The organism is Streptomyces sp. NPDC020983 (genome assembly GCF_044333485.1).
Taxonomy (GTDB): Bacteria; Actinomycetota; Actinomycetes; order Streptomycetales; family Streptomycetaceae; genus Actinacidiphila.
Genome location: NZ_JBIRRA010000001.1, coordinates 714,834 through 737,547 on the forward strand (window position 1 = coordinate 714,834; position 22,714 = coordinate 737,547).

The 22,714-nt window shown below is 74.1% G+C and carries 18 protein-coding genes and 1 pseudogene; 8 read left to right on the top strand and 11 right to left on the bottom strand.

Going from position 1 to position 22,714, the window contains the following annotated elements:
- Positions 1–1,150: pseudogene (locus tag ACH4SE_RS03370) on the top strand (SpoIIE family protein phosphatase); the annotation flags it as partial.
- Between the two features lie 332 nt (positions 1,151–1,482).
- Here the strand turns inward: ACH4SE_RS03370 and ACH4SE_RS03375 are convergent.
- Entirely contained in the window at positions 1,483–2,340 is an 858-nt protein-coding gene (locus tag ACH4SE_RS03375) for an oxidoreductase (protein WP_398541549.1), read from the bottom strand.
- 260 nt (positions 2,341–2,600) lie between these two features.
- Between ACH4SE_RS03375 and ACH4SE_RS03380 the strand changes: the two genes are divergently transcribed.
- The gene (locus ACH4SE_RS03380) at positions 2,601–4,013 is read left to right on the top strand and encodes an FAD-dependent oxidoreductase (RefSeq protein WP_398541550.1); all 1,413 of its coding nucleotides are present in this window, start codon (positions 2,601–2,603) and stop codon (positions 4,011–4,013) included.
- 3 nt (positions 4,014–4,016) lie between these two features.
- On the opposite strand, the gene ACH4SE_RS03385 is transcribed toward ACH4SE_RS03380, so the two are convergent.
- The 4 genes from ACH4SE_RS03385 to ACH4SE_RS03400 all read right to left on the bottom strand — a co-directional run bounded on the left by ACH4SE_RS03385 (position 4,017) and on the right by ACH4SE_RS03400 (position 8,432).
- Positions 4,017–4,625, bottom strand: a complete 609-nt coding sequence (locus ACH4SE_RS03385) for a hypothetical protein (protein WP_398541551.1) — start codon at positions 4,623–4,625, stop codon at positions 4,017–4,019.
- A gap of 71 nt (positions 4,626–4,696) precedes the next feature.
- Entirely contained in the window at positions 4,697–6,151 is a 1,455-nt protein-coding gene (locus ACH4SE_RS03390) for a sensor histidine kinase (protein WP_398541630.1), read from the bottom strand.
- Between the two features lie 53 nt (positions 6,152–6,204).
- A complete protein-coding gene (locus ACH4SE_RS03395; RefSeq protein ID WP_398541552.1) occupies positions 6,205–6,936 on the bottom strand; it encodes a response regulator in 732 nt (243 codons plus the stop codon).
- A gap of 146 nt (positions 6,937–7,082) precedes the next feature.
- A complete protein-coding gene (locus tag ACH4SE_RS03400) occupies positions 7,083–8,432 on the bottom strand; it encodes a hypothetical protein (protein WP_398541553.1) in 1,350 nt (449 codons plus the stop codon).
- Between the two features lie 184 nt (positions 8,433–8,616).
- On the opposite strand from ACH4SE_RS03400, the gene ACH4SE_RS03405 reads away from it, so the two are divergent.
- Complete coding sequence (locus tag ACH4SE_RS03405) at positions 8,617–10,632, top strand: transglycosylase domain-containing protein (RefSeq protein WP_398541554.1); 2,016 nt, start codon at positions 8,617–8,619, stop codon at positions 10,630–10,632.
- 14 nt (positions 10,633–10,646) lie between these two features.
- Here the strand turns inward: ACH4SE_RS03405 and ACH4SE_RS03410 are convergent, their stop codons facing one another.
- Positions 10,647–11,258 carry a PadR family transcriptional regulator gene (locus ACH4SE_RS03410; protein WP_398541555.1) on the bottom strand — a complete coding sequence of 204 codons (612 nt, stop codon included), beginning with the start codon at positions 11,256–11,258 and terminating at the stop codon, positions 10,647–10,649.
- 100 nt (positions 11,259–11,358) lie between these two features.
- On the opposite strand from ACH4SE_RS03410, the gene ACH4SE_RS03415 reads away from it, so the two are divergent.
- Positions 11,359–12,549, top strand: coding sequence for an FAD-dependent oxidoreductase (locus ACH4SE_RS03415; RefSeq protein ID WP_398541556.1), 1,191 nt, complete (start codon positions 11,359–11,361; stop codon positions 12,547–12,549).
- Positions 12,550–12,607: 58 nt separating this feature from the next.
- Here ACH4SE_RS03415 and ACH4SE_RS03420 read toward each other — a convergent pair whose 3' ends face one another.
- The 3 genes from ACH4SE_RS03420 to ACH4SE_RS03430 form a co-directional block, all read right to left on the bottom strand.
- Positions 12,608–13,345, bottom strand: coding sequence for an N-acetylmuramoyl-L-alanine amidase (locus ACH4SE_RS03420; protein ID WP_398541557.1), 738 nt, complete (start codon positions 13,343–13,345; stop codon positions 12,608–12,610).
- Positions 13,346–13,427: 82 nt separating this feature from the next.
- Positions 13,428–14,078, bottom strand: a complete 651-nt coding sequence (locus tag ACH4SE_RS03425) for a polysaccharide deacetylase family protein (RefSeq protein WP_398541558.1) — start codon at positions 14,076–14,078, stop codon at positions 13,428–13,430.
- A 67-nt stretch (positions 14,079–14,145) separates the two neighbouring features.
- Complete coding sequence (locus ACH4SE_RS03430) at positions 14,146–15,585, bottom strand: PHB depolymerase family esterase (RefSeq protein ID WP_398541559.1); 1,440 nt, start codon at positions 15,583–15,585, stop codon at positions 14,146–14,148.
- 574 nt (positions 15,586–16,159) lie between these two features.
- Here ACH4SE_RS03430 and ACH4SE_RS03435 point away from each other — a divergent pair.
- Positions 16,160–17,671 (top strand): endo-1,4-beta-xylanase, encoded by a 1,512-nt coding sequence (locus ACH4SE_RS03435; protein ID WP_398541631.1) that lies wholly within the window; start codon positions 16,160–16,162, stop codon positions 17,669–17,671.
- A 182-nt stretch (positions 17,672–17,853) separates the two neighbouring features.
- Here ACH4SE_RS03435 and ACH4SE_RS03440 read toward each other — a convergent pair whose 3' ends face one another.
- Complete coding sequence (locus tag ACH4SE_RS03440) at positions 17,854–18,585, bottom strand: cupin domain-containing protein (protein ID WP_398541560.1); 732 nt, start codon at positions 18,583–18,585, stop codon at positions 17,854–17,856.
- A 217-nt stretch (positions 18,586–18,802) separates the two neighbouring features.
- Here ACH4SE_RS03440 and ACH4SE_RS03445 point away from each other — a divergent pair, with 217 nt between their 5' ends.
- From ACH4SE_RS03445 to ACH4SE_RS03455, 3 genes are all read left to right on the top strand, one after another.
- Complete coding sequence (locus ACH4SE_RS03445; protein WP_398541561.1) at positions 18,803–20,017, top strand: Gfo/Idh/MocA family protein; 1,215 nt, start codon at positions 18,803–18,805, stop codon at positions 20,015–20,017.
- Positions 20,014–21,018 carry a PmoA family protein gene (locus ACH4SE_RS03450; RefSeq protein WP_398541562.1) on the top strand — a complete coding sequence of 335 codons (1,005 nt, stop codon included), beginning with the start codon at positions 20,014–20,016 and terminating at the stop codon, positions 21,016–21,018. Before ACH4SE_RS03445 ends, ACH4SE_RS03450 begins: the two co-directional genes overlap by 4 nt.
- Before the next feature lie 147 nt (positions 21,019–21,165).
- Positions 21,166–22,167, top strand: coding sequence for a LacI family DNA-binding transcriptional regulator (locus tag ACH4SE_RS03455; protein WP_398541632.1), 1,002 nt, complete (start codon positions 21,166–21,168; stop codon positions 22,165–22,167).
- A 67-nt stretch (positions 22,168–22,234) separates the two neighbouring features.
- Here ACH4SE_RS03455 and ACH4SE_RS03460 read toward each other — a convergent pair whose 3' ends face one another.
- Complete coding sequence (locus ACH4SE_RS03460) at positions 22,235–22,666, bottom strand: peptidoglycan-binding protein (protein ID WP_398541563.1); 432 nt, start codon at positions 22,664–22,666, stop codon at positions 22,235–22,237.
- Positions 22,667–22,714 lie beyond the last annotated feature (48 nt).

Sequence of the window (22,714 nt, forward strand, 5' to 3'; positions counted from 1 at the left end):
CGCCGCCATCACCGGGAACACCGCGATGGCGGTCGACCTCCAGCAGAGCCTGCTGCCGCACGGCCTGCCCGAGCAGAACGCGCTGGACGTCGCCTACCGCTACCTGCCCGCGCAGGCGGGCGTCGGCGGCGACTGGTTCGACGTCATCCCGCTGCCGGGCGCGCGCGTCGCCCTGGTGGTCGGCGACATCGTCGGGCACGGCATGCACGCGGCGGCCACGATGGGACGGCTGCGCACCGCGGTCTTCAACTTCTCCACGCTGGACCTGCCGCCCGACGAGCTGCTGGCCCACCTGGACGACCTGGTCGGCCGGATCGACAAGGACGAGACGCCCCGCTCCGGCGCCACCGGCGGCGCGGCCCCGATCACCGGCGCGACATGTCTGTACGCGGTCTACGACCCGGTGACGCGCACCTGCGAGATGGCCAGGGCCGGCCATCTGCCGCCCGCGCTCGTCGGTCCGGACGGCACGGTGGAGCTGCTGGACGTGCCCGCGGGCCCGCCGCTGGGCCTGGGCGGACTGCCCTTCGAGGCGGCCGAGTTCCGCCTGGCGGAGGGCAGCCGGCTGGTCCTCTACACCGACGGCCTGGTCGAGGACCGCAGCCGCGACATCGACGTCGGCCTGGACGGGCTGCTCACCGCGCTGTCCGGCCACCCGGAGCGGACGGCGGACGAGACGTGCGACGCGGTCGTCCGCGCCCTGCTGCCCGCCGCGCCCACCGACGACATCGCGCTGCTCGTCGCGGCGACGCGGGCGCTGCCCGCGAGCAGGATCGCCCGCTGGGACGTGCCCTCCGACCCGGCCGCGGTGGCCGCCGTACGCACCGCGGCGACCGGCCGGCTGGCCGCGTGGGGCCTGGAGGAGCTGGCCTTCACCACGGAGCTGATCCTCAGCGAGCTGATCACCAACGCGATCCGCTACGCCACCGGGCCCATCGACGTACGGCTGCTGCTGGACCGCACGCTCATCTGCGAGGTCGCCGACGCCAGCAGCACCAGCCCGCACCTGCGCTACGCCGCCACCACCGACGAGGGCGGGCGCGGCCTGTTCCTGGTGGCGCAGATGGCCGAGCGGTGGGGCACCCGCCACACCAAGGACGGGAAGATCATCTGGGTGGAGCAGCGCATCCCCCGCGCCTCCCGGCCCTGAGCCCCCGCCGTGCCCCGCACCACCGTGACGGAAAGCCGGGGCCCCGGGCCTCCCGGGGGACCCGGCTCCGTGACGGCGGCACCCGGAGGAGCGGTGCGCGGTCAGTGGCGGCCGGAGGACCGCAGGCAGGCCGGCGTCGGCGTGCCGAGGCCGGCCGCGTGGTCGTGGCCGCGGACGGCGTTGAGCGGGGTGTCCCGGCCGAAGGCCATGAGCCGTACGGTCAGCGCCGTTGATCTCGCCGAAGCCGGCGATGCCGCTCAGCGGGGCCTTGGCCGCGGCGCCACGGCCAAGGCCCCCTCCGCCGGCGCCGGGCCGGCCGAAACGGCGGTACGTCAGGCGGCGTTCAGCTCGGCCACCGCGTCCGCGGGCAGCACCAGCTCCGCCGCCGCGACGTTCTCCCGCAGGTGCGCCACCGACGACGTGCCGGGGATCAGCACCATGGCCGGGGAGCGCTGGAGCAGCCAGGCCAGCGCGGTCTGCTGCGGGGTCGCGCCCACCCGTGCCGCCACGGCCTCCAGCGTCGCCGACTGGAGCGGGGTGAAGCCGCCGAGCGGGAAGAAGGCGGCGAAGGCGATGTTCTCCTTCGCGGCCCGGTCCACGAGGGCGTCGTCGACGCGGTGGGCGATGTTGTAGAGGTTCTGCACCGTCACGACCGGCGCGATGGCCTGCGCCTCCGTGAGCTGCGCGTCGTTGACGTTGCTCAGGCCCAGGTGCCGGATCTTGCCCTGCTCGCGCAGCTCGGCGAGGACGCCGAAGCCCTCCGCGACCGAGCCCTCCGCGGGCCCGTTGACGTCGCCGACCCGCAGGTTCACGACGTCCAGCGCCTCCACCGCGAGGTTGCGCAGGTTGTCCTCGACCTGCGAGCGCAGGCCGTCCGGCGAGAGCGAGGGCAGCCACGCGCCCTGGTCGTCGCGCCGGGCGCCGACCTTCGTGACCAGGACGAGGTCCTCGGGGTACGGGTGCAGGGCCTCGCGGATGATCTCGTTGACCACGTGCGGGCCGTAGAAGTCGCTGGTGTCGATGTGGTTGACGCCCAGTTCGACCGCGGTCCGCAGGACGCGCACCGCCTCCGGCCGGTCCTTCGGCGGCCCGAACACGTGCGGGCCGGCGAGCTGCATCGCGCCGTATCCCATACGGGTGAGGGTCAGACCGGGCGCCGGCGTGAACGTCCCTCCGAGGGTGCTCGTCATGTCGCGTGCCGCCTTTCACTGCGGTGGTGGTTCCCCTCCCACGATCCCTCCCGCAGGGTGCGCCACCCAGAGCCCTCCGGTTCCTGGGACCGCGAGTCCCCCCTTGCGGGGGTCCGCCCCGCGGCGCCCCCCCGGGCGGCGGGCGCAGCGGCCTCCTGCCGGCGGGTCCGCCGGGGGCGGCAGAATGGGGCAGCCCGCAGGGTTGGCGGGCGTGGTCCGCGGGGCAGGTCTGCGGGGAGTGGCGGCGAAGGAGAGTGCTCATGGCGGGGGTCGGCCGGCGGACGGGCCAGGCGGTGGTGATCGGCGGCAGCCTCACCGGCATGCTCGCGGCAGCGGCGTTGTCCGAGACGATGAACGTCACGATCGTCGAGCGGTACGAGCTTCCGCACGGCCCCCTGCCCCGCCAGGGGGTTCCGCAGGCGCGGCACGCCCACCTGCTGTGGTCCGGCGGGGCGCGCGCCCTCGAGTCGCTGGTGCCCGGCGCGGTGGACGCGCTGCTCGCGGCGGGCGGCCGCCGTATCGCCGTCCCGTCCGACCTCGTCGTCCTGACCTCCGGGGGCTGGCTCACCCGCTTCCCCGAGCAGCAGTTCTTCCTCTCCGCGACGCGCGACCTGCTCGACTGGGTGGTACGGGACCGGGTCACCCGCAGCCCCGGGGTGCGGACGCTGCCGGGCCGCTCGGTCCTGGGGCTGCGCGGCACCGCGACCGCCGTCACCGGCGTGCTCGTGCGGGACGGGCGGCGCGACGAGACGCTGGAGGCCGATCTCGTCGTGGACGCCGGCGGCCGCGGCTCCTCCATGCCGCGCTGGCTGGACCGGCTGGGCCTGCCCCCGGTGCGTACCGACCTCGTCGACTCCGGCCTGGGCTACGCCAGCCGCTTCTTCCGCGCGCCGCCCGGCACGGCGGACTTCCCGGCGGTGAACATCCAGGCCGACCCGCGGCAGCCCGTGCCCGGCCTCAACGGCACGATCCTGCCGGTCGAGGACGGCCGCTGGCTCGTGACGCTCTCCGGCACCCGCGGGGCCCGGCCGACCGCGGATCCGGACGCGTTCGAGGCCTTCGCACGCGGCCTGCGGCACCCGGTGATCGCCGACCTCGTCTCCCGGGTCACCCCGCTGAGCGACGTGACGGTGTCGCACAGCACCGTCAACCAGCGGCGCCGCTACGAGCGGATGCGGGTGTGGCCGGAGGGCCTGGTCGTGCTGGGCGACGCGCTCGCGACGTACAACCCGCTCTACGGGCACGGCATGTCGGTCGCCGCCCGGCACGCGCTCGTGCTGCGCGACGAGATCACCCGCCGCCCGGGCCCGGGCCTGGCCCGCCGGGTGCAGCGCGGGGCGGCACGGGCGGCGGACGCGGCGTGGGCGCTGGCCGCGGGCCAGGACCTGCGCTATCCGGAGGCGGAGGGCCGCGCGCCGGGGCCGCTCGGGGCGGTGATGACCCGCTACTCCGACCTGCTCATGCGCACCGCGACCCGCCGCCGCGGCGCGTGCCGTGCCTTCCTCGACGTCATGAGCCTGTCGGCGCCCCAGGCCGCGGCCCTGCGCCCGGACGTCGTGGCGGCGGTCCTCAGCCCGGTCCGGCCCGCCCCCCTGGAGGACCCGCCCTTCACCGTGGCCGAGCGCGACCGGATGATCCCGCTCTTCACGGGCAAGGACGATCTTCGGCGCTGACGGTCAGCGCGCCTGCCGGCCCGGGGTCCCGTCGGCGGTCTGCGGCTGATGCGGTACGGCGACCGGCAGCGCGGACGGTCCGCGGTTCGCCCCGTCCTGTTCGGGCGCCACCGGGGTCGCGGACGAGACCGCCGGGCAGGCGGCGGGGCCCGGGAGGGAGCCGGGCAGGGGCCGGCCCGCGGCGGTGACGGTGACGTCGGGCGGGGCGGCGGCGGGGGTGCGGACGGCCTCCGCCGTGGTGGCCGTGCAGACGATCTGGTCGACGGCTCCCGGCGGGAGGCGGCCGGCGTCCGGGCCGAGGTCGACCGTGAGCCTGCCTTTCGCGCGGTGGACGGTGAAGGGGCTGGGCGGCGCGCCCACCAGGGTCGTCAGCCCGAAGAACTTCTCCTCCATGGGCCCGGGCCCGGCGAAGAGCAGTTTCAGCGCCCCCTCCGTCCCCAGCTGCACGCCCTCCTCGCGCTCGACGGTGGCGAGGCTGCCGTCCGCGGCACGCACGAAGTACAGCGTGGTCGCCGGGCGGATCCCGCTCCCCGGCTCCCCGGCCTCGACCACGCCCGTGGTGGGGATGCCGCACCCGGCGAGGCAGAGCAGGCCGGCGACCGCGCAGAGCACGGCCGGCGCGGTGCGTGCCCCGCGGCTCTCCCGGCCGGGAGCCCCCCGGCCCCCGCGGTGCAGGGTGCGCCTCATGAGTCGCGGCGCAGCGGCAGCGTCACCGTGAAGGCCGCGCCCGCGCCGGGGCGGTCCGCGGCGGTGATGGTGCCGCCGTGCAGGTGGACGTTCTCGGCGGTGATGGACAGGCCCAAGCCGCTGCCCTCCGTTCGGGTCCGCGAGGTGTCGGACTTGTAGAAGCGGTCGAAGACGTGCGGCAGCACGTCCGCCGGGATGCCGGGCCCGTGGTCGGTGACCTCGATGACGGCCTCGTGGTCGCCGCCCGGCAGCGCGCGCACGGTCATGGTGAGGGTGACGGGCGGCGCGCCGTGCCGCAGCGCGTTGCCCACGAGGTTGGCCACGACGACGTCCAGCCGGCGCGGGTCGACGCGCCCGCGGGCCGCGTCGGGCGGCGGGAGGTCGGTCGTGACGGCGTCCTGCCAGCCGCGGGTGGCGAGGGTGCGGCGTACGGACTCGGCGAGGTCGACCTCGTCGAGGTGCAGGTCGGCGGCTCCGGCGTCGAAGCGGGAGATCTCCATGAGGTCGTCCACGAGCCGTACGAGCTTGACGGTCTCCTGGCTGATGAGCCGGACGGCGGTCGCGGTGTCGCCGTCGAGGCGGGCCGCGTCCTCGTCGAGGACGTCGGTGACGGCGGCCATCGCGGCGAGCGGCGTGCGCAGCTCGTGCGAGACGTCGGCGGCGAAGCGGCGGGCGCGGCCCTCCATGCGGCGCAGTTCGGCGACGGAGGCCTCCAGCGCGGCGGCGGTGTCGTTGAACGTGTGGGAGAGGTCGGCGAGTTCGTCGGAGCCGTGGACGGCGAGCCGGGTCTCCAGGTGGCCCTCGGCGATCCGCCGGGTGGCGCGGCGCAGTTCGCGTACCGGCCGCAGCACCCCGCGGGCGGCGAGCAGCGCGAGCAGGACGGCGACGAGCAGCGCGGGCACGGTGGCGCGTTCGACGGCGGAGACGAGCGCGTCCACGGAGCCCTGCTCGTCGACCTGCGAGACGGTGAGGAAGACGGCGACGCCGGAGGGCTGCCGGGGGGTGCCGGGCGGGCCGGGGGAGGCGAAGTCGACGGGGAGGCCGACGACGAGCGCGGGCCCGTGCTTGGTGGCGACCCGCTGGAAGACGGTGGCGGCCTTCGTGCGGACGGACTCGCGCATCTCCGGGGTGAGTTCGGGGAAGCTGTCGCCGGGCTCCGAGGTCGCGGTGAGGTCGCCGTAGGTGGCCATGACGCGCCAGGTGACGGTGCGCTGGGCGTGCGCGACGTTCGAGGCGAAGGCGGACAGCTCCTGCTGGTCGGGCGGGAAGCCGAGTGAGCCGGCCTGGCTGTCGACGTCGTCGCGGAACTGCGTGATGACGGTGTCCTGGCCCTGCTGGAGCAGCCCGATGCGGGCGGCGCGGAAGGCGAGCCCGCCGGTCGTGAGCGTGGCGACGACGGCGACCAGCGCGAAGGCGACCAGCAGCCGTACCCGCAGGCCCCCGCGCGGCATCCCGCGGCGCGCCGGCGCCGCCCCGACCGGCTGCTCCCCGGCCCGCTCTGCTGTCACTGCGCGACCCGCCCGGCCGGCGTGGCGGGGAAGCGGCGGAACTGGTAGCCGAAGCCGCGCACGGTCTGGATGCAGCGCTCCTCGGCGGGCTCGTCGAGTTTGGTGCGCAGCCGCTTCACGCACGCGTCCACGAGCCGCGAGTCGCCGTGGTAGCTGTGCTCCCACACCGCTTCGAGCAGCTGCTGGCGGCTGAAGACCTGGCCGGGGGACGCGGACAGCACGAGCAGCAGGCGCAGTTCGGAGGGCGCGAGGGGGACGGGCACGCCGTGCCGGGAGACGGTCAGGGCGGCGCGGTCGATCGTGAGGTCGCCGTGCCGTTCGGGCCGCGGCACCGGTCCGGCGCCACCCGCCCCCGAGGCGCCGCCGGTGACGCGGCGCAGCACGGCGCGGATGCGCGCGTCCAGCACCCGCGCCTGCACGGGCTTGACCACGTAGTCGTCGGCGCCCGCCTCCAGCCCGACGACGATGTCGACGTCGTCGCCGCGCGCGGTGGCCATGATGATCGGCACCTGGTCGTCGTCGGCGCGGATCCGCCGGCACACCTCCAGGCCCGGCATCCCGGGCAGCATGAGGTCGAGCACGACCACGTCGGGGCGCCGGGCCCGCAGCTGCGCGAGCCCCTCCTCACCGGTGGCGACCGCGGCGACCTCGTGCCCCTGCCGCCGCAGGGCAAGCCGGAGCCCTTCGCGGACCGCGCCGTCGTCCTCGATCACCAGCAGCCGTGCCATGCCCCTCAGTATCCGGACCCTTGGCCCTGGCATCCGTTTTTGTTACGGGACGATCACATACTCCGGGGCGCACAAGGGACGCCGCGGGAGGTACCCCCGGGAGCGGCTCCTCCCGGGAGGAGCCTGCCGGGCCGTCGTCCCGCGCGTCACTTCAGGAACGCCGACCAGTCCGGTGACTCCGCCGGGTCCAGTGTGCGCAGCTTCGCGAGGACGGCCGGGTCCTGGGCGTCGAGCCAGTCGCTCAGCTCCTTGAAGGACACGCACTGCACGTCCTTGCGGTGGCACACGTCCTTGACGACGTCCTCGACGGCCTGCATGTAGATGCCGCCGTTCCACGTCTCGAAGTGGTTGCCGACGAAGAGCGGGGCGCGGCTGCCGTTGTAGACGCGCTCGAAGCCGTCGAGGTACGCCTGCCGCGCCTCCTTCTCCCAGGCCGGGAAGCGGGCCGGGTCGCCCTGCGTCACGTCGCCGCCGGACTGGTTGTAGAGGAAGTTGAAGTCCATCGCCAGGACCTGCCGGTCGCGGCCCGGGTAGGGCATGAGCTGGAGCGGGAAGTCCCAGATCCCGTCCTTCTTCGCCGGCCACAGCTGGAAGTCGCCCGGCGAACTGGCGTCGTAGCGCCATCCGTTCGCCTTCGCCGCGGGCAGCAGGGCGGCCTGGCCCTCCAGGCAGGGCGCGCGCCCGCCGGCCAGCTCCTTGGAGTAGTCGAAGGGCAGCGGCGGGATGTCGGTGAAGCCGGTGTCGGTCTTCCAGTGCTCCACGAAGTCGTAGGCCTGCGCGATCTCGCTGCCCCAGTCGGCGGTGCTCCACGTGCCGCCGCCGCCCGGGTCCGGGGCGCAGAAGTGGCCGTTGAAGTGGGTGCCGATCTCGTCGCCGTCCTTCCAGGCGAGCCGCAGCTGCTCCAGCGTCCAGCGGATGTGCTCGTCGGTGGGGAAGTCGATCGCGGAGTCGCCGCGGCCGTGCCGGGGCGGGTGGTAGAGGCTGTGCTTGTCCTTCGGGACGAGGTAGATGCCGCTGAGGAAGAACGTCATGTGGGCGCCGTTCTGCTCGGCGACCTCGCGGAAGCGCGAGAACAGGTGGTCGTCGTTCTCCAGCGCGCCGTCCCACGAGAAGACCACGAACTGCGGGGGCTTCTCGCCCGGTGCGAGCTTGTGCGGGACGAGCTGGTGCGGCTGCGGGCCGGTGTCGGACGTCGAACCGTCCCCGATGACCCGGGTCCTGCCGTCCCAGGCCGGGGGGCTGCTCGCGGGCGTTGTCGTCGTACGCGGCGAGGACGCGGGCGCGCTCGCCGCCGGCGCGGCCCCGGCCCGTGCCGTCCGTGCCGGGCCGCTGCCGCCGGAACCGCCGTGCGTGACGGCCACGGTGACGGCCCCGGCGGTGCCCAGCAGCCCCGTGCACAGCAGGCCGCACACGGCGGCGGTACGGCGTCGGCCCCGCACCCCGGCCCGCCGGGCCAGTCGGCGCAGGGCCGGGAAGCGCTTCGTCGCGGTGCTCATGCCGCCACCGTCCGGCGGCCACATGACCGCGCCTGGCCCGATTCGTCACAGGACCGCAACGGGCCCCGCCCGGACGGCTGTTACACAGCTGTCGCCAACCGGTCCAGGTCCGGTCCCGTTGCGCTTCCTACGGTGACGCCCGCCGCGGGCGTTCCGCGGCGCGCTCGGACGGGAGGCGGCAGACGTGCGGAAAGCGAGCGAGGCCCTGCGGTGGCTGCGCGGCCCCCGCGCGCGGCGGAATGGCGTGGGGGAGCGGCCGCGCTTCCCGGCGGCGGCGCGGCGCGTCCTGCGCGTGCTGCGCCCGCGCTACCCCCGCCCCGGGCGCCGCGGGGTACGGCGCTGGCTCCCCTCGCCGCGCCAGACGCTGCTGGCCTTCTGCTGGGTGCTGGCGCTGCTGGCGGGCCTCGTCGGCTACGGCTACGCGCGCACGGAGATCCCCACCGACCTCAACGCCTTCGCGACCCAGCAGGACAACGTCTACTACTGGGCGGACGGCACCGAGATGGCCCGCGTCGGCCCGGTCGACCGGCAGTCGATGCCGCTCAGCCGCATCCCCGCCTCGCTCCAGGCGGCGGTGCTCTCGGCGGAGAACGCGTCCTTCTACACCGACTCCGGCATCTCGCTGCGCGGTCTCACGCGGGCGGTCAAGGCGATGGCGACCGGCGGCGAGGCGCAGGGCGGCTCGACGATCACCCAGCAGTACGTCAAGAACGTCTACCTCAGCCAGTCCCGCACGTTCTCCCGCAAGATCACCGAGATGTTCCTCGCGGTGAAGCTGGACCGCAAGCTCAGCAAGGACCAGATCCTCGACGGCTACCTCAACACCAGCTGGTTCGGGCGCGGCGCGTACGGGGTGCAGCGGGCGGCGAAGGCGTACTACGGCAAGGACGTCTCGCAGCTGACGGTGAGCGAGAGCGCGCTGCTGGCCGCCTTGCTCAAGGGCGCGGGGATGTTCGACCCGGCACTCGGCCCCGCCAACCACAAGCGGGCGGTGCGGCGCTGGTCGTGGGTGCTGGACCGGATGGTGCAGACCGGCCACCTGTCGGCCGCGGCGCGCAGGGCCATCACCGTCTTCCCCGAGCCGCAGGCCCCGCCCCGGCCCGCCGGGCTCGGCGGCCAGACCGGCTACCTGGTCGACACCGCCCGCGCGTACGTCTCGGCGCACAGCGACATCTCCGACGCGCAGTTCGACCGCGGCGGCTACCAGATCTACACGACCTTCGAGAAGCCGCGGGTCACCGCCCTCGCGGCCGCCGTCCGAACCCGGCTGGCGGCCCTGGACCCGGCGGCCCGCCCCGCCGACCGGGACGTACGGGCCGGTGCCGCGTCCGTCGCGCCGGACGGCCGTATCCTCGCCCTCTACGGCGGGCCCGACTACGTCAAGCAGGGCTTCGACGACGCGAACATCACGATCGTCCCCGTCGGCACCGTCTACGCCCCCCTCGTCTACGCGGCCGGACTGCGCGACGGCGTCCAGCTCACCCGTGGCGCCCCGCGCACCCCCGTCACCCCGGACACCCTCTACGACGGCGACGACAAGGTGACCGTCCGCACCCCGGAGGGACCGTACTGGAGCCGTGACGGCAAGATCGTCCGCGTCGCGAACGACGGCGGCCGCTCATGGGGCCGGATCCCGCTGCGCAAGGCGGTCGCCGAGGGCGTCAACACGCCCGTCGTCCAGCTCGGCATGGACGTCGGCATCGACCGCGTCCGCCGCGCGTCGGTCGACGCGGGGCTGCTGCCCGACAGCGGCTTCGGCGAGCAGGTCCCCCAGTTCTCCCTGGGCACGGCCACCCCGAGCCCCATCCGCGTCGCGAGCGCCTACGCCACCTTCGCCGCGCACGGCACCCACACCGCCCCCTACTCCGTCCTGCGCGTCACCCGCGACGGGGACCCCGCCCCGCTCCGGGCCCCCGCCGTCACCCACCCCTTCACCCCCGGGGTCGCCGCCGCCGTCGCCACCGCACTCGACCGCGGCTCCGGCCGCAAGGGCCTCGCCGGGACCTCCCCCGGCAACACATCCGCCTGGTACGCGGGCTGGACCCCCACCGCGGCCACGACCGTGGCCCTCTTCCGCATCAACCCCACGTCCCAGCAGACCGAGCCCCTGACCGGCACCACGGGCACCCGCCCCCACGAGCACACCGGCAGCATCTTCCCGGCGGCGATCTGGTCCGCGTACACGGCCGCGACGGGCTGAGGGCGCGGCGGTGCTCAGCGCTCGCCGGCCGGGTAGGAGGCGGCGAGCGCGGACAGTTCCTGCTGGGACCATGTGAGGCGGCCCTCGCGGAGGTCCTCGGCCGTGGAGCGGACCCAGGCCAGCTGGGTGGCGGCCACGGCGTGCACGTACTCGGCTTCGAGCATCAGGACGCGCGGCAGGTCGGCGCCGGCCGCAAGTCCCGCGTCCAGGACGGCCTGTGCGGCGGCAAGCCGCTCCTCACGCCGCTCCAGGACCCGCAGCGCCTCCTGCGGCGTCAGCATCATCAGGTGGGAGAGGGCCGCGGGGAAGTCCGGGAACTCCTGCTTGGGGACGGCGAGCATCTCCTCCAGCCACGAGCGGGCCGCGGCGCGTCCGGCATCGGTGATCTCGTAGACCGTCCGTTCCGGGTACTGCTGGTCGCGCTCGGTCTCCTTGACGGTCACCAGTCCTCCCGCGTGCAGCCGCTCGATCGTGCGGTAGAGGCTCACGCGCTGGCTGACGTTGACGACCTGGTCCTTTCCCCACTGCTTGATCAGCCGCTGGATGCCGTAGGGGTGCAGGGGCTGTGTGTGCAGCATGCCCAGCACCGTGAGGCCCAGGGGCGAACTGCGGACCGGTGTGCTCATGCCGTCGATGATAGCGGCAACGCTACTAGTTGACGTGTAACTAGATACAGTGCAACTATCAGCCCGTCGAGATCCTCCATCCGTCGAAGGGAAAACGGCCGTGATTCGCACTGCTCTTGTCATAGGCGGCGGCATCGCAGGACCCGTGACCGCGATGGCCCTGCACCGGGCCGGCATCCGGGCCACGGTCCACGAGGCGTACGAGGGCACCGCCGACGCCGTCGGGGCCGGGCTGACCCTCGCGCCCAACGGCATGGACGCGCTGGACCTCCTCGGGCTCGCCGAGCCGGTCCGGCCGTTCGGGGTCCCGATGACGGCCATCGAGATGCAGGACTGGGCCGGCCGGCGGCTGGGCGAATTCGGCAACCCGCCCGGCGTCCCCCCGATGCAGCTGCTCTGGCGCGCCGATCTGTACCGGGTGCTCCGCGAGGAGGCCGCACGCCGCGGCGTCAGGATCGAGCACGGCAAGCGGCTGGTGTCCGCCGTGGAGACACCGGAGGGCGTGACGGCCCACTTCGCCGACGGCACCACCGCCACGGCCGACGTGCTGGTCGGCGCGGACGGGATCCGCTCCACGGTCCGCACGCTCATCGACCCGGACGCGCCCGGCCCCGCCCACGCCGGGCTCATCAGCTTCGGCGCGAAGGTGCGCGACTCGGGACTGCCCTGCACGGGCGGCCGGATGCCGATGAGCTTCGGCAAGCAGGCCTTCCTCGGCTACCAGGTGTACGAGGACGCGTCGGCCCTGTGGTTCGTCAACCTGCCGCACCGGGAGCCGATGTCGCAGGCCGAGGCCCGGCGGACCCCGGCCGCGGCATGGCTGGCGGAGCTGCGGCCGAAGTTCGCCGGCGACCGCACCCCCGCCCAGCAGCTCATCGACCGGACCGACCCGGCCGACCTGGTGGTCGTCGGCTCGGTGGAGAACATGCCCAGGGTGGCCCACTGGAGCCGGGGCCGGATGGTGCTGGTCGGCGACGCCGCCCACGCGCCCTCGTCGAGCTCGGGCCAGGGCGCCTCACTGGCGGTCGAGAGCGCCGTCCAGCTGGCCCGCTGCCTGCGCGACCTGCCGTACGGGGAGGCGTTCGCCGCCTACGAGCACCTGCGCCGCCCCCGGGTCGAGAAGATCATCGCCGCCACCACGCGCAAGAACAGGGCCAAGGCGGCGGGGCCGGTCGGGCGGGTCGCCAACGCCTGGATGCTGCGCGCCTTCTCGCGGCTGGCCAAGCCGGAGCGGATGGCCTGGATGTTCGACCACCGCATCGAGTGGGACGCTCCCGTCCCGGCGGTGTAGCCGAAAGGGCGCCCTTCCCGCGGCCCGCCCCGCGCGCCCGGCCGGCGACGCCGCGGTCTCAGCCGGCCCACGTCGCCTTCGCGCGCAGGGCCGCGGCCGTCCTCCGTATCCAGGGCAGGGCGTCGTAGAGGGCCTGGCCGGGGCAGTCGGTCTCGTAGACGTCGCGGTGGCCGGAGATGACGTTCACGGAGACGGGCGTGCCCTTCGAGAAGCGGCTGCCGCCGTTGGTCGAGATGAGGCGGACATGCCCGAGGGGGGTCTCCGCGGGGTCGAGCTTCCAGGCGGCTATCTCGGCGATGGACCGGAGCATCGCGCGGGGGACCTTCTGGCCCGGGCCGAAGTTGCCGAGGGCGGCTATGCCGATCGTGTCGGCGTTGAAGCCCTCGGTGTGGGCGCCGCGCACGTCGCGGTCGATGCTGCCGGTGCGGCCCTCGTAGATGCCGCCGCAGCGGTCGACGACGAAGTTGTAGCCGAGGTCGTCCCAGCCCCTCGCTATGTGCTGCTGCTCGAGGACGAGCAGCATGCCGGGGACGTCCTTGGCGCAGTCGTACGTGTTGGGGTTGTCCGTGTGGTGGATGAACACGGCCCTGACGTCGCGGTCGTAGACCAGACCCGGGCGGACGGCCGCCTGGTCGGCGTGCCAGGCCGCGCGGCCGATGACGACGGGGCGCAGGGCCGCGGGGTGGAGCACGGCATGGGAGTGCGGCTCCCGCACCGGACGGTCCGGTACCGAGCAGGCCCCCAGAAAGGCCAGCGCCATGACCCCCGGCAGCAGCGTGGCCCTGTTCGACCGCATGCCGTCCAGCCTCGGGCCTCGGCGGGCGGGCGGCAGCCGGTGTGGGCTGTTGGGGTGAACGTGGGCCCTGTGACCTGCGGCTTCACGCGGCCCGGCAGGTACGGGCGGGGCCGGTGAAATGCCAGCCCCGGGCGCTCAGCCGCGGCAGCAGCGCCGCCACCGCGTCGACGGTCTGCGAGCGGTCGCCCCCGCCGTCGTGCAGCAGCACCACCGCGCCCGGCGTCAGCCGCGTCTCCACCCGGTGGACCAGCTCGGGCGTGCCCGGCGGCTCCCAGTCCTCGGCCGCGACCCGCCAGCCGAGCGGCACCATGCCGAGCCGCCGGGCGACCGCCGGGGTGCGGCCCCAGTTGCCGAAGGGCGCCCGGAAGTACGGGATGGCCGCGCCGGGCACCGCGGCCCGGATCGCCGCCGACGTCTGCTCCAGGTCGGCCCGGACGCGCTCCTCGTCCCAGTCGCTCATGTCGTCGTGGTGCATGCCGTGGTTGCCGAGCGTGTGGCCCTCGGCGACGATCGCCCGGACGATCTCCGGGTGCGCGACCGCGTGCGCGCCCCACAGGCAGAAGACCGCCGTGACCCCGTGCTCGCGCAGCACGGACAGCAGACGCGGGGTGTGGTCCGGGTGCGGTCCGTCGTCGAAGGTCAGGGCCAGGTACGAACCGACCTGCCGGGTGGACTCGACGACGGACGCGCTCCGGCCCAGACGGCCGGCCGGGTCCTCTGCTGTGGTGGTCACGGCGGTGCTCCTGTCGTGCGGTACTGCGGGGTCTTGCTGCTGGTTCGGATGGTATGTCCCCGCTCGGTCAGCTGGTGGTGCAGCTGACGGTGGGGGTGGGGGCCGTCCCGTTGCCGGTGAAGCCGTAGGTGGTGGTGGCTCCGGCGCCCAGGGCGCCGTTGTAGGAGGCGTTGGTGACGGTCACGGCGCCGCTGGTGCCGGTGCTGGTGCCGTTCCAGACCTGGGTGAGCGTCGTCCCGGACGGGAGCGTGAAGGACGTCTTCCATCCGGAGATGCCCGCGGTGCCGGTGTTCTTGACGGTGACCTCCGACTGGAAGCCGCCCTGCCAGGAGTTCACCGTCCTGTACGTGGCCGAGCAGCCCGAGCTGTTACCGCCGGTGGTCGAGCCGGTCGTGCCGGTCGAGGTGCCGGTGGACGTACCGGTGCTGGTACCCGTGCTGGTGCCGGTGCTCGTGCCCGTCGACGTACCGGACGACGTGCCGGTGCTCGTGCCCGTCGAGGTGCCGGTGCTCGTACCGGTGGAGGTGCCGCCCGTCGTGCCGCCCGAGCCGTCCAGGCCGAAGAAGGCGATCGCCTTCGCCGCCATGCCGTTCATCGGCAGGGAGTGGCCGACGCCGGAGATGCTGAAGGCCTCGACGGGTGCCTGCGTGCTGTTCGCGCCGTAGCGGGTGTGCGTCCAGCCGGACTGCGGGCTGTCGGTCACCACCGGGGTCTGGCTGACGCCGAGCACGTTCGTCCACTGCTTGATCTCTTCGCCGAAGTTGTTGTAGTTCAGCGTCGTGTCGGCGGTGCCGTGCCACAGCTGCACGCGCGGGCGCGGGCCGCTGTAGCCGGGGTAGGCGGCGCGGACCATGTCGCCCCACTCCTGCGGGGTGTGGCTGATCTGGCCGTTGGCACAGGCGTTGTTCCAGCCCGAGGGGTCGCTGGTGGCGAAGCAGCCGAAGGGCACGCCCATGAAGGCGGCGCCGGCCTTGAAGATGTCGGGGTAGTCGCCGAGCAGGACGTCGGTCATCATCGCGCCGGACGACGCGCCGGTGACGTAGACGCGGCCGGCGTCGGCGTTGTTGTGCTGCTCGACGTAGCTCACCATCTGGGCGATGCTCGCCGGGTCGCTGTTGCCGTTGTGGGTGAGCGCGCCGGACGAGGAGACGTCGAAGCACTGGCCGCTGACGTTGGCGTCCGGGTAGACCACGATGAAGCCGTACTGGTCGGCCAGGGTGTGGAACTCGGTCCCGGAGTAGAAGGCGGGACCGGTGCCGGTGCAGTAGTGGACCGCGACCAGGACGGGCGGGTTGGCCTGCACGGTGTTCGGCACGTACTCGTACATCCGCAGGTTGCCGGGGTTGCTGCCGAAGTTGGTCACCTCGGTGAGCGAGGCGGCGCTTGCGCTCTGCGAGGACACGCTGACGCTGGCGGCGACGGCGGCGACGGTGGCGCCCAAGGCTACGAGGAGCGTCCGCAGCCGGGTGGTGCGTTTCGGGTCGTTCGGCCCGCGTGTGGGGGGCATGGCCTGGTTCCTTCCGGATGACGTCAGGGTGGGCCGTCCCGGCGAAGGCTCCCTCTCCGCCGGGGTGGTGGCACGGGGGTGGGGCCCGTGTGAGATTTTGCGAAAATTTTCGACCCTGTCGCGAATGTTTCGGGCACCATAGGGCCGAAAAGTGACGGAGTCAATACATCCGGCGACGTTCCGCCGTCCCGTCGCCGTTCCACCCGGCGACCCCGCCTACCCCGCGCCCCGCACCGGAAAACCGCCCACGACAAGGGTGTGCGCCACCCTGCCGACGCCCCGTCAACCGCCGTGCGCAGGACTCCGGTTGTTTCGGAAAGAGGTCGTTGACGTTTCGAAGACCAGGGTTCACACTGGCCAACGATCCACCCTCCTCCCGGCCACGCCGCACCCGCGGCACAACTCCCGTGGCCGACCCCACCCTCGCGAATGGACCCCCACCCGTTCGGACGGTGCGCTCCGCGCTGTCCGGACTGCCAGCTGAAGAGGAAAGAAGAGGTTGGAAGTGTTCAGTCATTCCCTCCGGGACCTCGGCCGGTTCCGCAGACGTACCGGTGCCGGTGTCCGGGTCGCCATCGCGGCGGCCACCGCGGGCGCGGTCGCCACGTTCGGCCTGATGGCGACGGCCGGCACCGCGCACGCGGCCGGCACCCTGGCCAGTTCGGCGGCGGCCAGCGGCCGGTACTTCGGCACCGCGGTGTCGACGAGCCACCTCGGCGAGGCGCAGTACGCGTCCACGCTGGACGCCGAGTTCAACGCGGTGACGCCCGAGAACGAGATGAAGTGGGACACCATCGAGTCGTCCCAGAACTCGTTCAACTTCGGCCCCGGCGACCAGATCGTCGCCCACGCCCAGGCGCACAACATGCTGATCCGCGGCCACACGCTCGTGTGGTACCAGCAGCTCCCCGGCTGGGTCTCGAACCTCAGCGCCAGCGCGCTGGACGCCGCGATGAAGAACCACATCACCACGGTGATGAACCACTACAAGGGCAAGATCTACGCCTGGGACGTCGTCAACGAGGCCTTCAACGACGGCGGTTCCGGCACCCACCGCAGCTCGCCCTTCCAGGACAAGCTGGGTGACGGCTACATCGAGGAAGCCTTCCGCACCGCGCGGGCCGCCGACCCGAACGCCAAGCTCTGCTACAACGACTACAACACCGACGGCATCAACGCCAAGAGCACCGGCATCTACAACATGGTCAAGGACTTCAAGGCGCGCGGTGTCCCGATCGACTGCGTCGGCTTCCAGGGCCACTTCAACCCGCAGTCGCCCGTCACCTCCGACATGCAGGCCAACCTCCAGCGTTTCGCCGACCTCGGCGTGGACGTGCAGATGACCGAGGTCGACGTCGCGGGCTCGGGCACCTCGCAGGCCAACGACTACAGCAAGATCGTCCAGGCGTGCATGGGTGTCAGCCGCTGCACCGGCATCACGGTGTGGGGCATCACCGACAAGTACAGCTGGCACAGCCAGGACACCCCGCTGCTGTTCGACGGCAACTACCAGAAGAAGCCGGCGTACGACGCGGTGATCGCCGCCCTGGGCAGCGGCACCAGCGCCACCAACGGCGGTACGTCGACGGGTACGAGCACCGGTACGTCCACGGGCACCTCGACGGGGACGTCCACGGGCACCTCGACGGGCACCTCGACGGGCACCTCCACCGGCACCTCGACGGGGACGTCCACGGGCACCTCGACGGGCACCTCGACCGGTACGTCCACAGGGACGTCCACCGGTACGTCGTCGGGATCGACGAGCGGCTCCACCGGCGGTAACAGCTCGGGCTGCTCGGCGACCTACAAGACGGTGAACTCCTGGCCGGGCGGCTTCCAGTCGGAGGTCACCGTCACGAACACCGGCACCGCGGGCATCTCCGGGTGGAAGACGTCCTTCACGCTCCCGTCCGGGACGACGATCACCCAGGTGTGGAACGGCACCAACACCGGCACCAGCGGCGCGGTGACGGTCGGCAACGTCTCCTACAACGGTGCCCTGGGCGCCGGAGCCAGCACCACCTACGGCTTCACCGGCAACGGGACGGCCCCGAGCCCCACCGTCAGCTGCACCGCCAGCTGACCCGGCCGCGGAGGGGTAAAGCACCCCGCCCGTGGACAGAATGAAGTCAACAGGCGGCGCGGCAGCACTCCCTGACTGCCGCGCCGCCGCCGTGACCGGCTCCGGAGCCTGCCTTGTCCGGGCTCCGGGGCTACCCGGGGGCGCGCTTCGGCGCGCCCCCTTCGGCATGTCCGGGGGCAGGATCAGCGCGCGTCCTCGCGGCGGGTGGGCGCGAGGCGGCCGCACATGCCGAGGACGTCCTGCGGCGTCGCCGCGGCCCTGACGACGACGGCGTCCCGCAGATGTGCGGGTGTGCCGCGGCGCAGGGCGGCGATCTGCTCGCCGGTGCGGGCGGCCGCGGCCGCGGCCCGCTCCCGCCAGGCGGCCTCCCAGGCGTCCAGCCGCGGGGTGACGAGCGCGGCCGCGGCGGCGTGGAAGGCCTCCAGGGCCTGCGGGCGCCCCGCCTCGACCTCCGCCGCGAGGTGCAGGAAGCCGCTGACGGCCAGGTCGCGGCGGGCCCGCGCGCGGGCGGTGCGCTCGGCGGGGGTGCCGTCGCCGAGCCAGGCCGCGGCGGCGTAGGCGGCGGGGTCGGCGAGGTGCTCGGGCGGGAAGGTCATGACGGCGTCGCCCGCCTCGGGCAGGCCGTCGTTCTGCATGACGACGAGGACGTCGAGCCCGCCGGTGTCGACGGCGCGGTGGATGGTGCCGGGCGTGAACCACACGGTGTCGCCGGGCGCGAGCGGGGTGCGGCGCAGTCCCTCGGCGGCGGTGAGGGTGTGCAGTTCGCCGCTGCCGCCGACGACGTAGTACGCCTCGGTGCAGGTCAGGTGGAGGTGCGGGGAGCCGCCGTGCAGACCGTCGGCGGTCTCCCACGGGTAGACGCGCAGGCGCGACAGGCCCACGCCTCCGGGCAGCGGCGGTGTCCGGCTCGTCATGCGGGCGTCCCTTCGTCGGCGGCCGGGCGGGCGCTCCCTCGTCCGGGCGCTGCGCAGGGCCGGTTTCCGGATTCCGCCCTTCCGCGGGGGCGGCCGGGCGTTCATGCTGGTCGGAGGGGCAGGGCCGGGGCTGGTGGCCCCGCACCGGACCGTATATCGTTCGGAAAGCTTTCCGAAAGACCGGCCCCGGCGGCGGGGCGGACCCGCAGGAGGACGTGTGCCCGGCAGCAGCGCGGACGGTAGCGGCGGCCCCGGCGGCGGGGGCGGCGGAGCCGGGAGCACCGGCGGGAGCGGCGCCCCGGTCCGTGTCGCCGTCGTCGGGACCGGCTCGATCGCCGGGATCCACGCCCAGAGCCTGGCCGCGCTCGGCGGCCGGGCCGAGATCGTGGCGGCCGCGGACCTCGACCGCGAGCGGCTGGACGCTTTCTGCGAGCAGTGGCGCGTGCCCGGCCGCTTCACCGGCCTGGACGAGCTGCTCGCGCAGGCCCGGCCGGATCTCGTCCACCTGTGCACGCCGCCCGGTCTGCACCGGGAGCAGGCGCTCGTGTGCCTGGCCGCGGGGGTGCCGGTGCTGTGCGAGAAGCCGCCGACGCTGAGCCTCGCCGACCTCGACGAGATCGCCGCCGCCGAGCGCGCGGGCGGCGCCTTCTTCGCGACCGTCTTCCAGCACCGCTTCGGCTCCGGGGCCGCCCGGCTGCGGGGCGCGATGGCGTCGGGGGCACTGGGCCGCCCGCTCGTCGCCGTCTGCCACACGCTGTGGTACCGCCCGGACGCCTACTTCGCGGCGCCGTGGCGCGGCCGCTGGGAGACCGAGGGCGGCGGCCCGACGATGGGCCACGGCATCCACCAGTTCGACCTGCTGCTCGCGGTGCTGGGCGAGTGGCGCGAGGTCACGGCCGTCGCCGCGCGGCTGGCGCGGCCCACCGCCGCGGAGGACGTCTCGTGCGCGATCGCCACCTTCGAGGGCGGCACCGTCGCGACCGTCGTCAACTCCCTGCTGTCGCCGCGCGAGACGAGCTACCTCCGCTTCGACTTCGAGCACGCCACCGTCGAACTGGAGCACCTGTACGGCTACGGGGACGCGGACTGGCGGGTGCACCCCGCGCCCGGCCACGAGGACGCGGTGGCCGCGGCGTGGGAGGCGGGCCCGAGCGGGCAGCCGTCCGGGCATTCCGCGCAGTTCGCGGCCGTACTGGACGCGGTGGCGGCGGGCGCCGCGCCGCCCGTGACGCTCGCCGAGGCGCGCCGCACGCTGGAATTCGCCGCGGCCACGTACGCCTCCGCCTTCGGGGGCAGGCCCGTCGCGCGCGGCGAAATCGGCGCGGCCGACCCGTACCACCGCCGTATGCAGGGCCCCGGCGCGCCCTGGCCGCCCGAGCCCGCATCACCCGCCCCGACCGCAGCCGTGAGCCCCGAGGAGACGTCCCGGTGACCGACGCCCGTACGCCCGAACCGCCCGCCGAGCCGGAGGGCGGCCCCGGTACCGAGCCCGTGCCCGGCGGGCTCGGCCTCACGCACGAGGTCGGCACGTCACTGCGGCTCACCCACCGCGGCCGCCCGCTCGCCCGCTACGTCTACGGCCCGTGGGACGCCCAACTGGAGTCCCCGCGCCCGTACGTCCACCCCCTCCGCACACTCGGCGGCGACACCGTCAGCATCTACCGCCCGCACGACCACATCTGGCACAAGGGCCTCGCCCTCTCCCTCCCCAACGTCGACGACGACAACTTCTGGGGCGGTGTGACCTACCGGCGCGGCAGCGGCTACCGGCAGTACGGGAACAACGGCTCCATGGACCACGTCGGCTTCCCCGAACTCGCCCTCCGCGACGGCCGGCTGCGCGTCACCGAGGAACTGCACTGGCACGCCCAGGGCGGAGAGCACCGCTTCACCGAGGAGCGGCGCCTCGTGGCGGCCCTGCTCCCCGGCGAGGACGCCTGGGCGCTGGTCTTCCGCACCGCGGTCACCAACGTGCACGGCGCCCGTAGCGTCATCGGCAGCCCCACCACCGAGGGCCGCCCCAACGCCGGTTACGGCGGCCTCTTCTGGCGCGGCCCGCGCGACTTCACCGGCGGCACCGTGCACACCCCCGGCGGCAGCGGCGGCGACGAGCTGATGGGGGTGCGCGCCCCCTGGCTCGGCTTCACCGGCACGCACGACGGGCACGGCCGCTCCTCCACCCTCGCCTTCGTCGACGCGCCCGGCAACGAGCCGGGCGGCGCGGACGTGCGGTGGTTCGTGCGTTCCACGCCCTTCGCGGCGGTCTGCCCGGCGCCCTTCTTCGACCGCGAGGTCACCGTCGACGACGGCGAGACGCTGGTCAGGGCCTACGCGGTGGTCGTCGCCGACGGCGACCGCGGGCCGGCCGGGACGCGGGCCCTGGCGCTCGCGGGCGCAGCCCTGCTGGCGGAAGAGCACAGGGAAACTCCGTAGCATGGCAACGTGACAGGTCAGACCCCGCGCACCCGGCGGAAAGCGGACACAGCCGGCGAGCCGAGGCGCGGCGGCGGACCCGCGCCCGCCGGTGAGCCCGCCGCCCCTTCCGCCCGCGCGCCCGCCGCACCCGCGACGCTCGCGGAGATCGCCCGGCAGGCGGGAGTGTCGGCGCCGACCGTCTCGAAGGTCCTCAACGGCCGTGCGCACGTGGCCCCGGCCACGCGCGACAAGGTCGAGGCGCTGCTGCGCGACCACGGCTACCGGCGCAAGCGCGGCGCCGCGCGGCCGCGCCCGTCCGGCCTGCTGGAGATCGTCTTCCACGAGCTGATCAGCATGTGGGCGACCGAGATCATCCGCGGCGTGGAGAACGTCGCGCGGCAGGAGGGCCTCACGGTCGTGCTGTCGGAGTCGTCCGGCCGCGAGGAGATGGGCCTGCCGTGGGTCGACGGGGTCCTCACCCGCGATCCGGCGGGCGTCATCCTCGTCATGTCCGACCTCACCGCCGGGCAGCGGGAACTGCTCGTCAGCCGCGACGTGCCCTTCGTCGTCATGGACCCGGCGGGCTACCCCGCCGACGACGTCCCCTCCATCGGCACCACCAACTGGCAGGGCGGCTACACCGCCACCCGCCACCTGCTCGACCTCGGCCACCGCCGCATCGGCGTCATCGGCGGCCCGGAGAGCGTGCTGTGCAGCCGCGCCCGCATCGACGGCTACCGCGCGGCGCTGGAGACCGGCGGCGTCGCGTGCGACGACGCCCTCGTCCGGCACGGCACCTTCCAGACGGAGGCCGGCCACCACATCGCGCGCGAGCTGCTGTCCGCTCCCGCCGGCGAGCGGCCCACCGCGCTCTTCGCGGGCAACGACGTGCAGGCGATGGGCGTGTACCAGGCCGCCCGCGAGCTGGGCCTGCGCATCCCGGAGGACGTGAGCGTCGTCGGCTTCGACGACCTGCCGGTGTCCGCGTGGATGGGGCCGCCGCTGACGACCGTCCGCCAGCCGCTGGTCGACATGGCGGAGGCCGCGGCCCGCCTGGTCATCGACCTCGGCCGCGGGGTGCAGCCCGGTATGCGCCGGGTGGAGCTGGCGACGAACCTGGTGGTGCGGGGCAGCACGGCGGAGCCGCCGCCGGCCGCGGACGCATGAAAACGAGCCGTACGGCCGGGGCGGAGGGCCCCGGCCGTACGGCTCGGCTGTCGCACCGTCCTCCGGGTCAGTCCAGGACGACGTGCCCGATGGGCGGCATGTCGTTCGTCCAGGTGGGGACGTAGCCGAGGCAGTAGCCGGTGTTGCCGTAGTAGTCGTCGCCGTTCGTGAGCAGGACGTAGCCGGTGCTCGGGCCGACGACGCCGTCCACCGTCAGCCCGCCGGACACGACCGGGCCGAGCTCCGCCTGCACCCAGCGCACCTGGTTGTAGGTGGCCGGTCCGAAGACGCCGTCCTCGCTGATCTTCGGGCGGCCGAAGACGTCGGCGATGTCGTTCGCCAGGTGCTGCACGCACCACACGGCGTGCGGGTTGTTCTCGTACCCGTAACCGACGTACGGCGACGTGGTGCTCGCCTGGGCGGTGCCCATGCCGACGGTCAGGGCCAGGCCCGCGGCCGTGGCGGCCACGGCGGCGCGGGCCAGGATCTTGCTGAACACGTGCGTGTCCCCCTTCGTACTGCTGCTGTTGCCCGGCGACCGCCGGGC

What these genes read in the sequence shown, in the direction of transcription:
- ACH4SE_RS03430 (WP_398541559.1), bottom strand. Translation starts at nt 15,585, where the DNA reads ATGCCCCCCACACGCGGGCCGAACGACCCGAAACGCACCACCCGGCTG.
- ACH4SE_RS03390 (WP_398541630.1), bottom strand. Translation starts at nt 6,151, where the DNA reads ATGCCGCGCGGGGGCCTGCGGGTACGGCTGCTGGTCGCCTTCGCGCTG.
- ACH4SE_RS03440 (WP_398541560.1), bottom strand. Translation starts at nt 18,585, where the DNA reads ATGACGAGCCGGACACCGCCGCTGCCCGGAGGCGTGGGCCTGTCGCGC.
- ACH4SE_RS03420 (WP_398541557.1), bottom strand. Translation starts at nt 13,345, where the DNA reads ATGCGGTCGAACAGGGCCACGCTGCTGCCGGGGGTCATGGCGCTGGCC.
- ACH4SE_RS03400 (WP_398541553.1), bottom strand. Translation starts at nt 8,432, where the DNA reads ATGAGCACCGCGACGAAGCGCTTCCCGGCCCTGCGCCGACTGGCCCGG.
- ACH4SE_RS03395 (WP_398541552.1), bottom strand. Translation starts at nt 6,936, where the DNA reads ATGGCACGGCTGCTGGTGATCGAGGACGACGGCGCGGTCCGCGAAGGG.
- ACH4SE_RS03375 (WP_398541549.1), bottom strand. Translation starts at nt 2,340, where the DNA reads ATGACGAGCACCCTCGGAGGGACGTTCACGCCGGCGCCCGGTCTGACC.
- ACH4SE_RS03380 (WP_398541550.1), top strand. Translation starts at nt 2,601, where the DNA reads ATGGCGGGGGTCGGCCGGCGGACGGGCCAGGCGGTGGTGATCGGCGGC.
- ACH4SE_RS03410 (WP_398541555.1), bottom strand. Translation starts at nt 11,258, where the DNA reads ATGAGCACACCGGTCCGCAGTTCGCCCCTGGGCCTCACGGTGCTGGGC.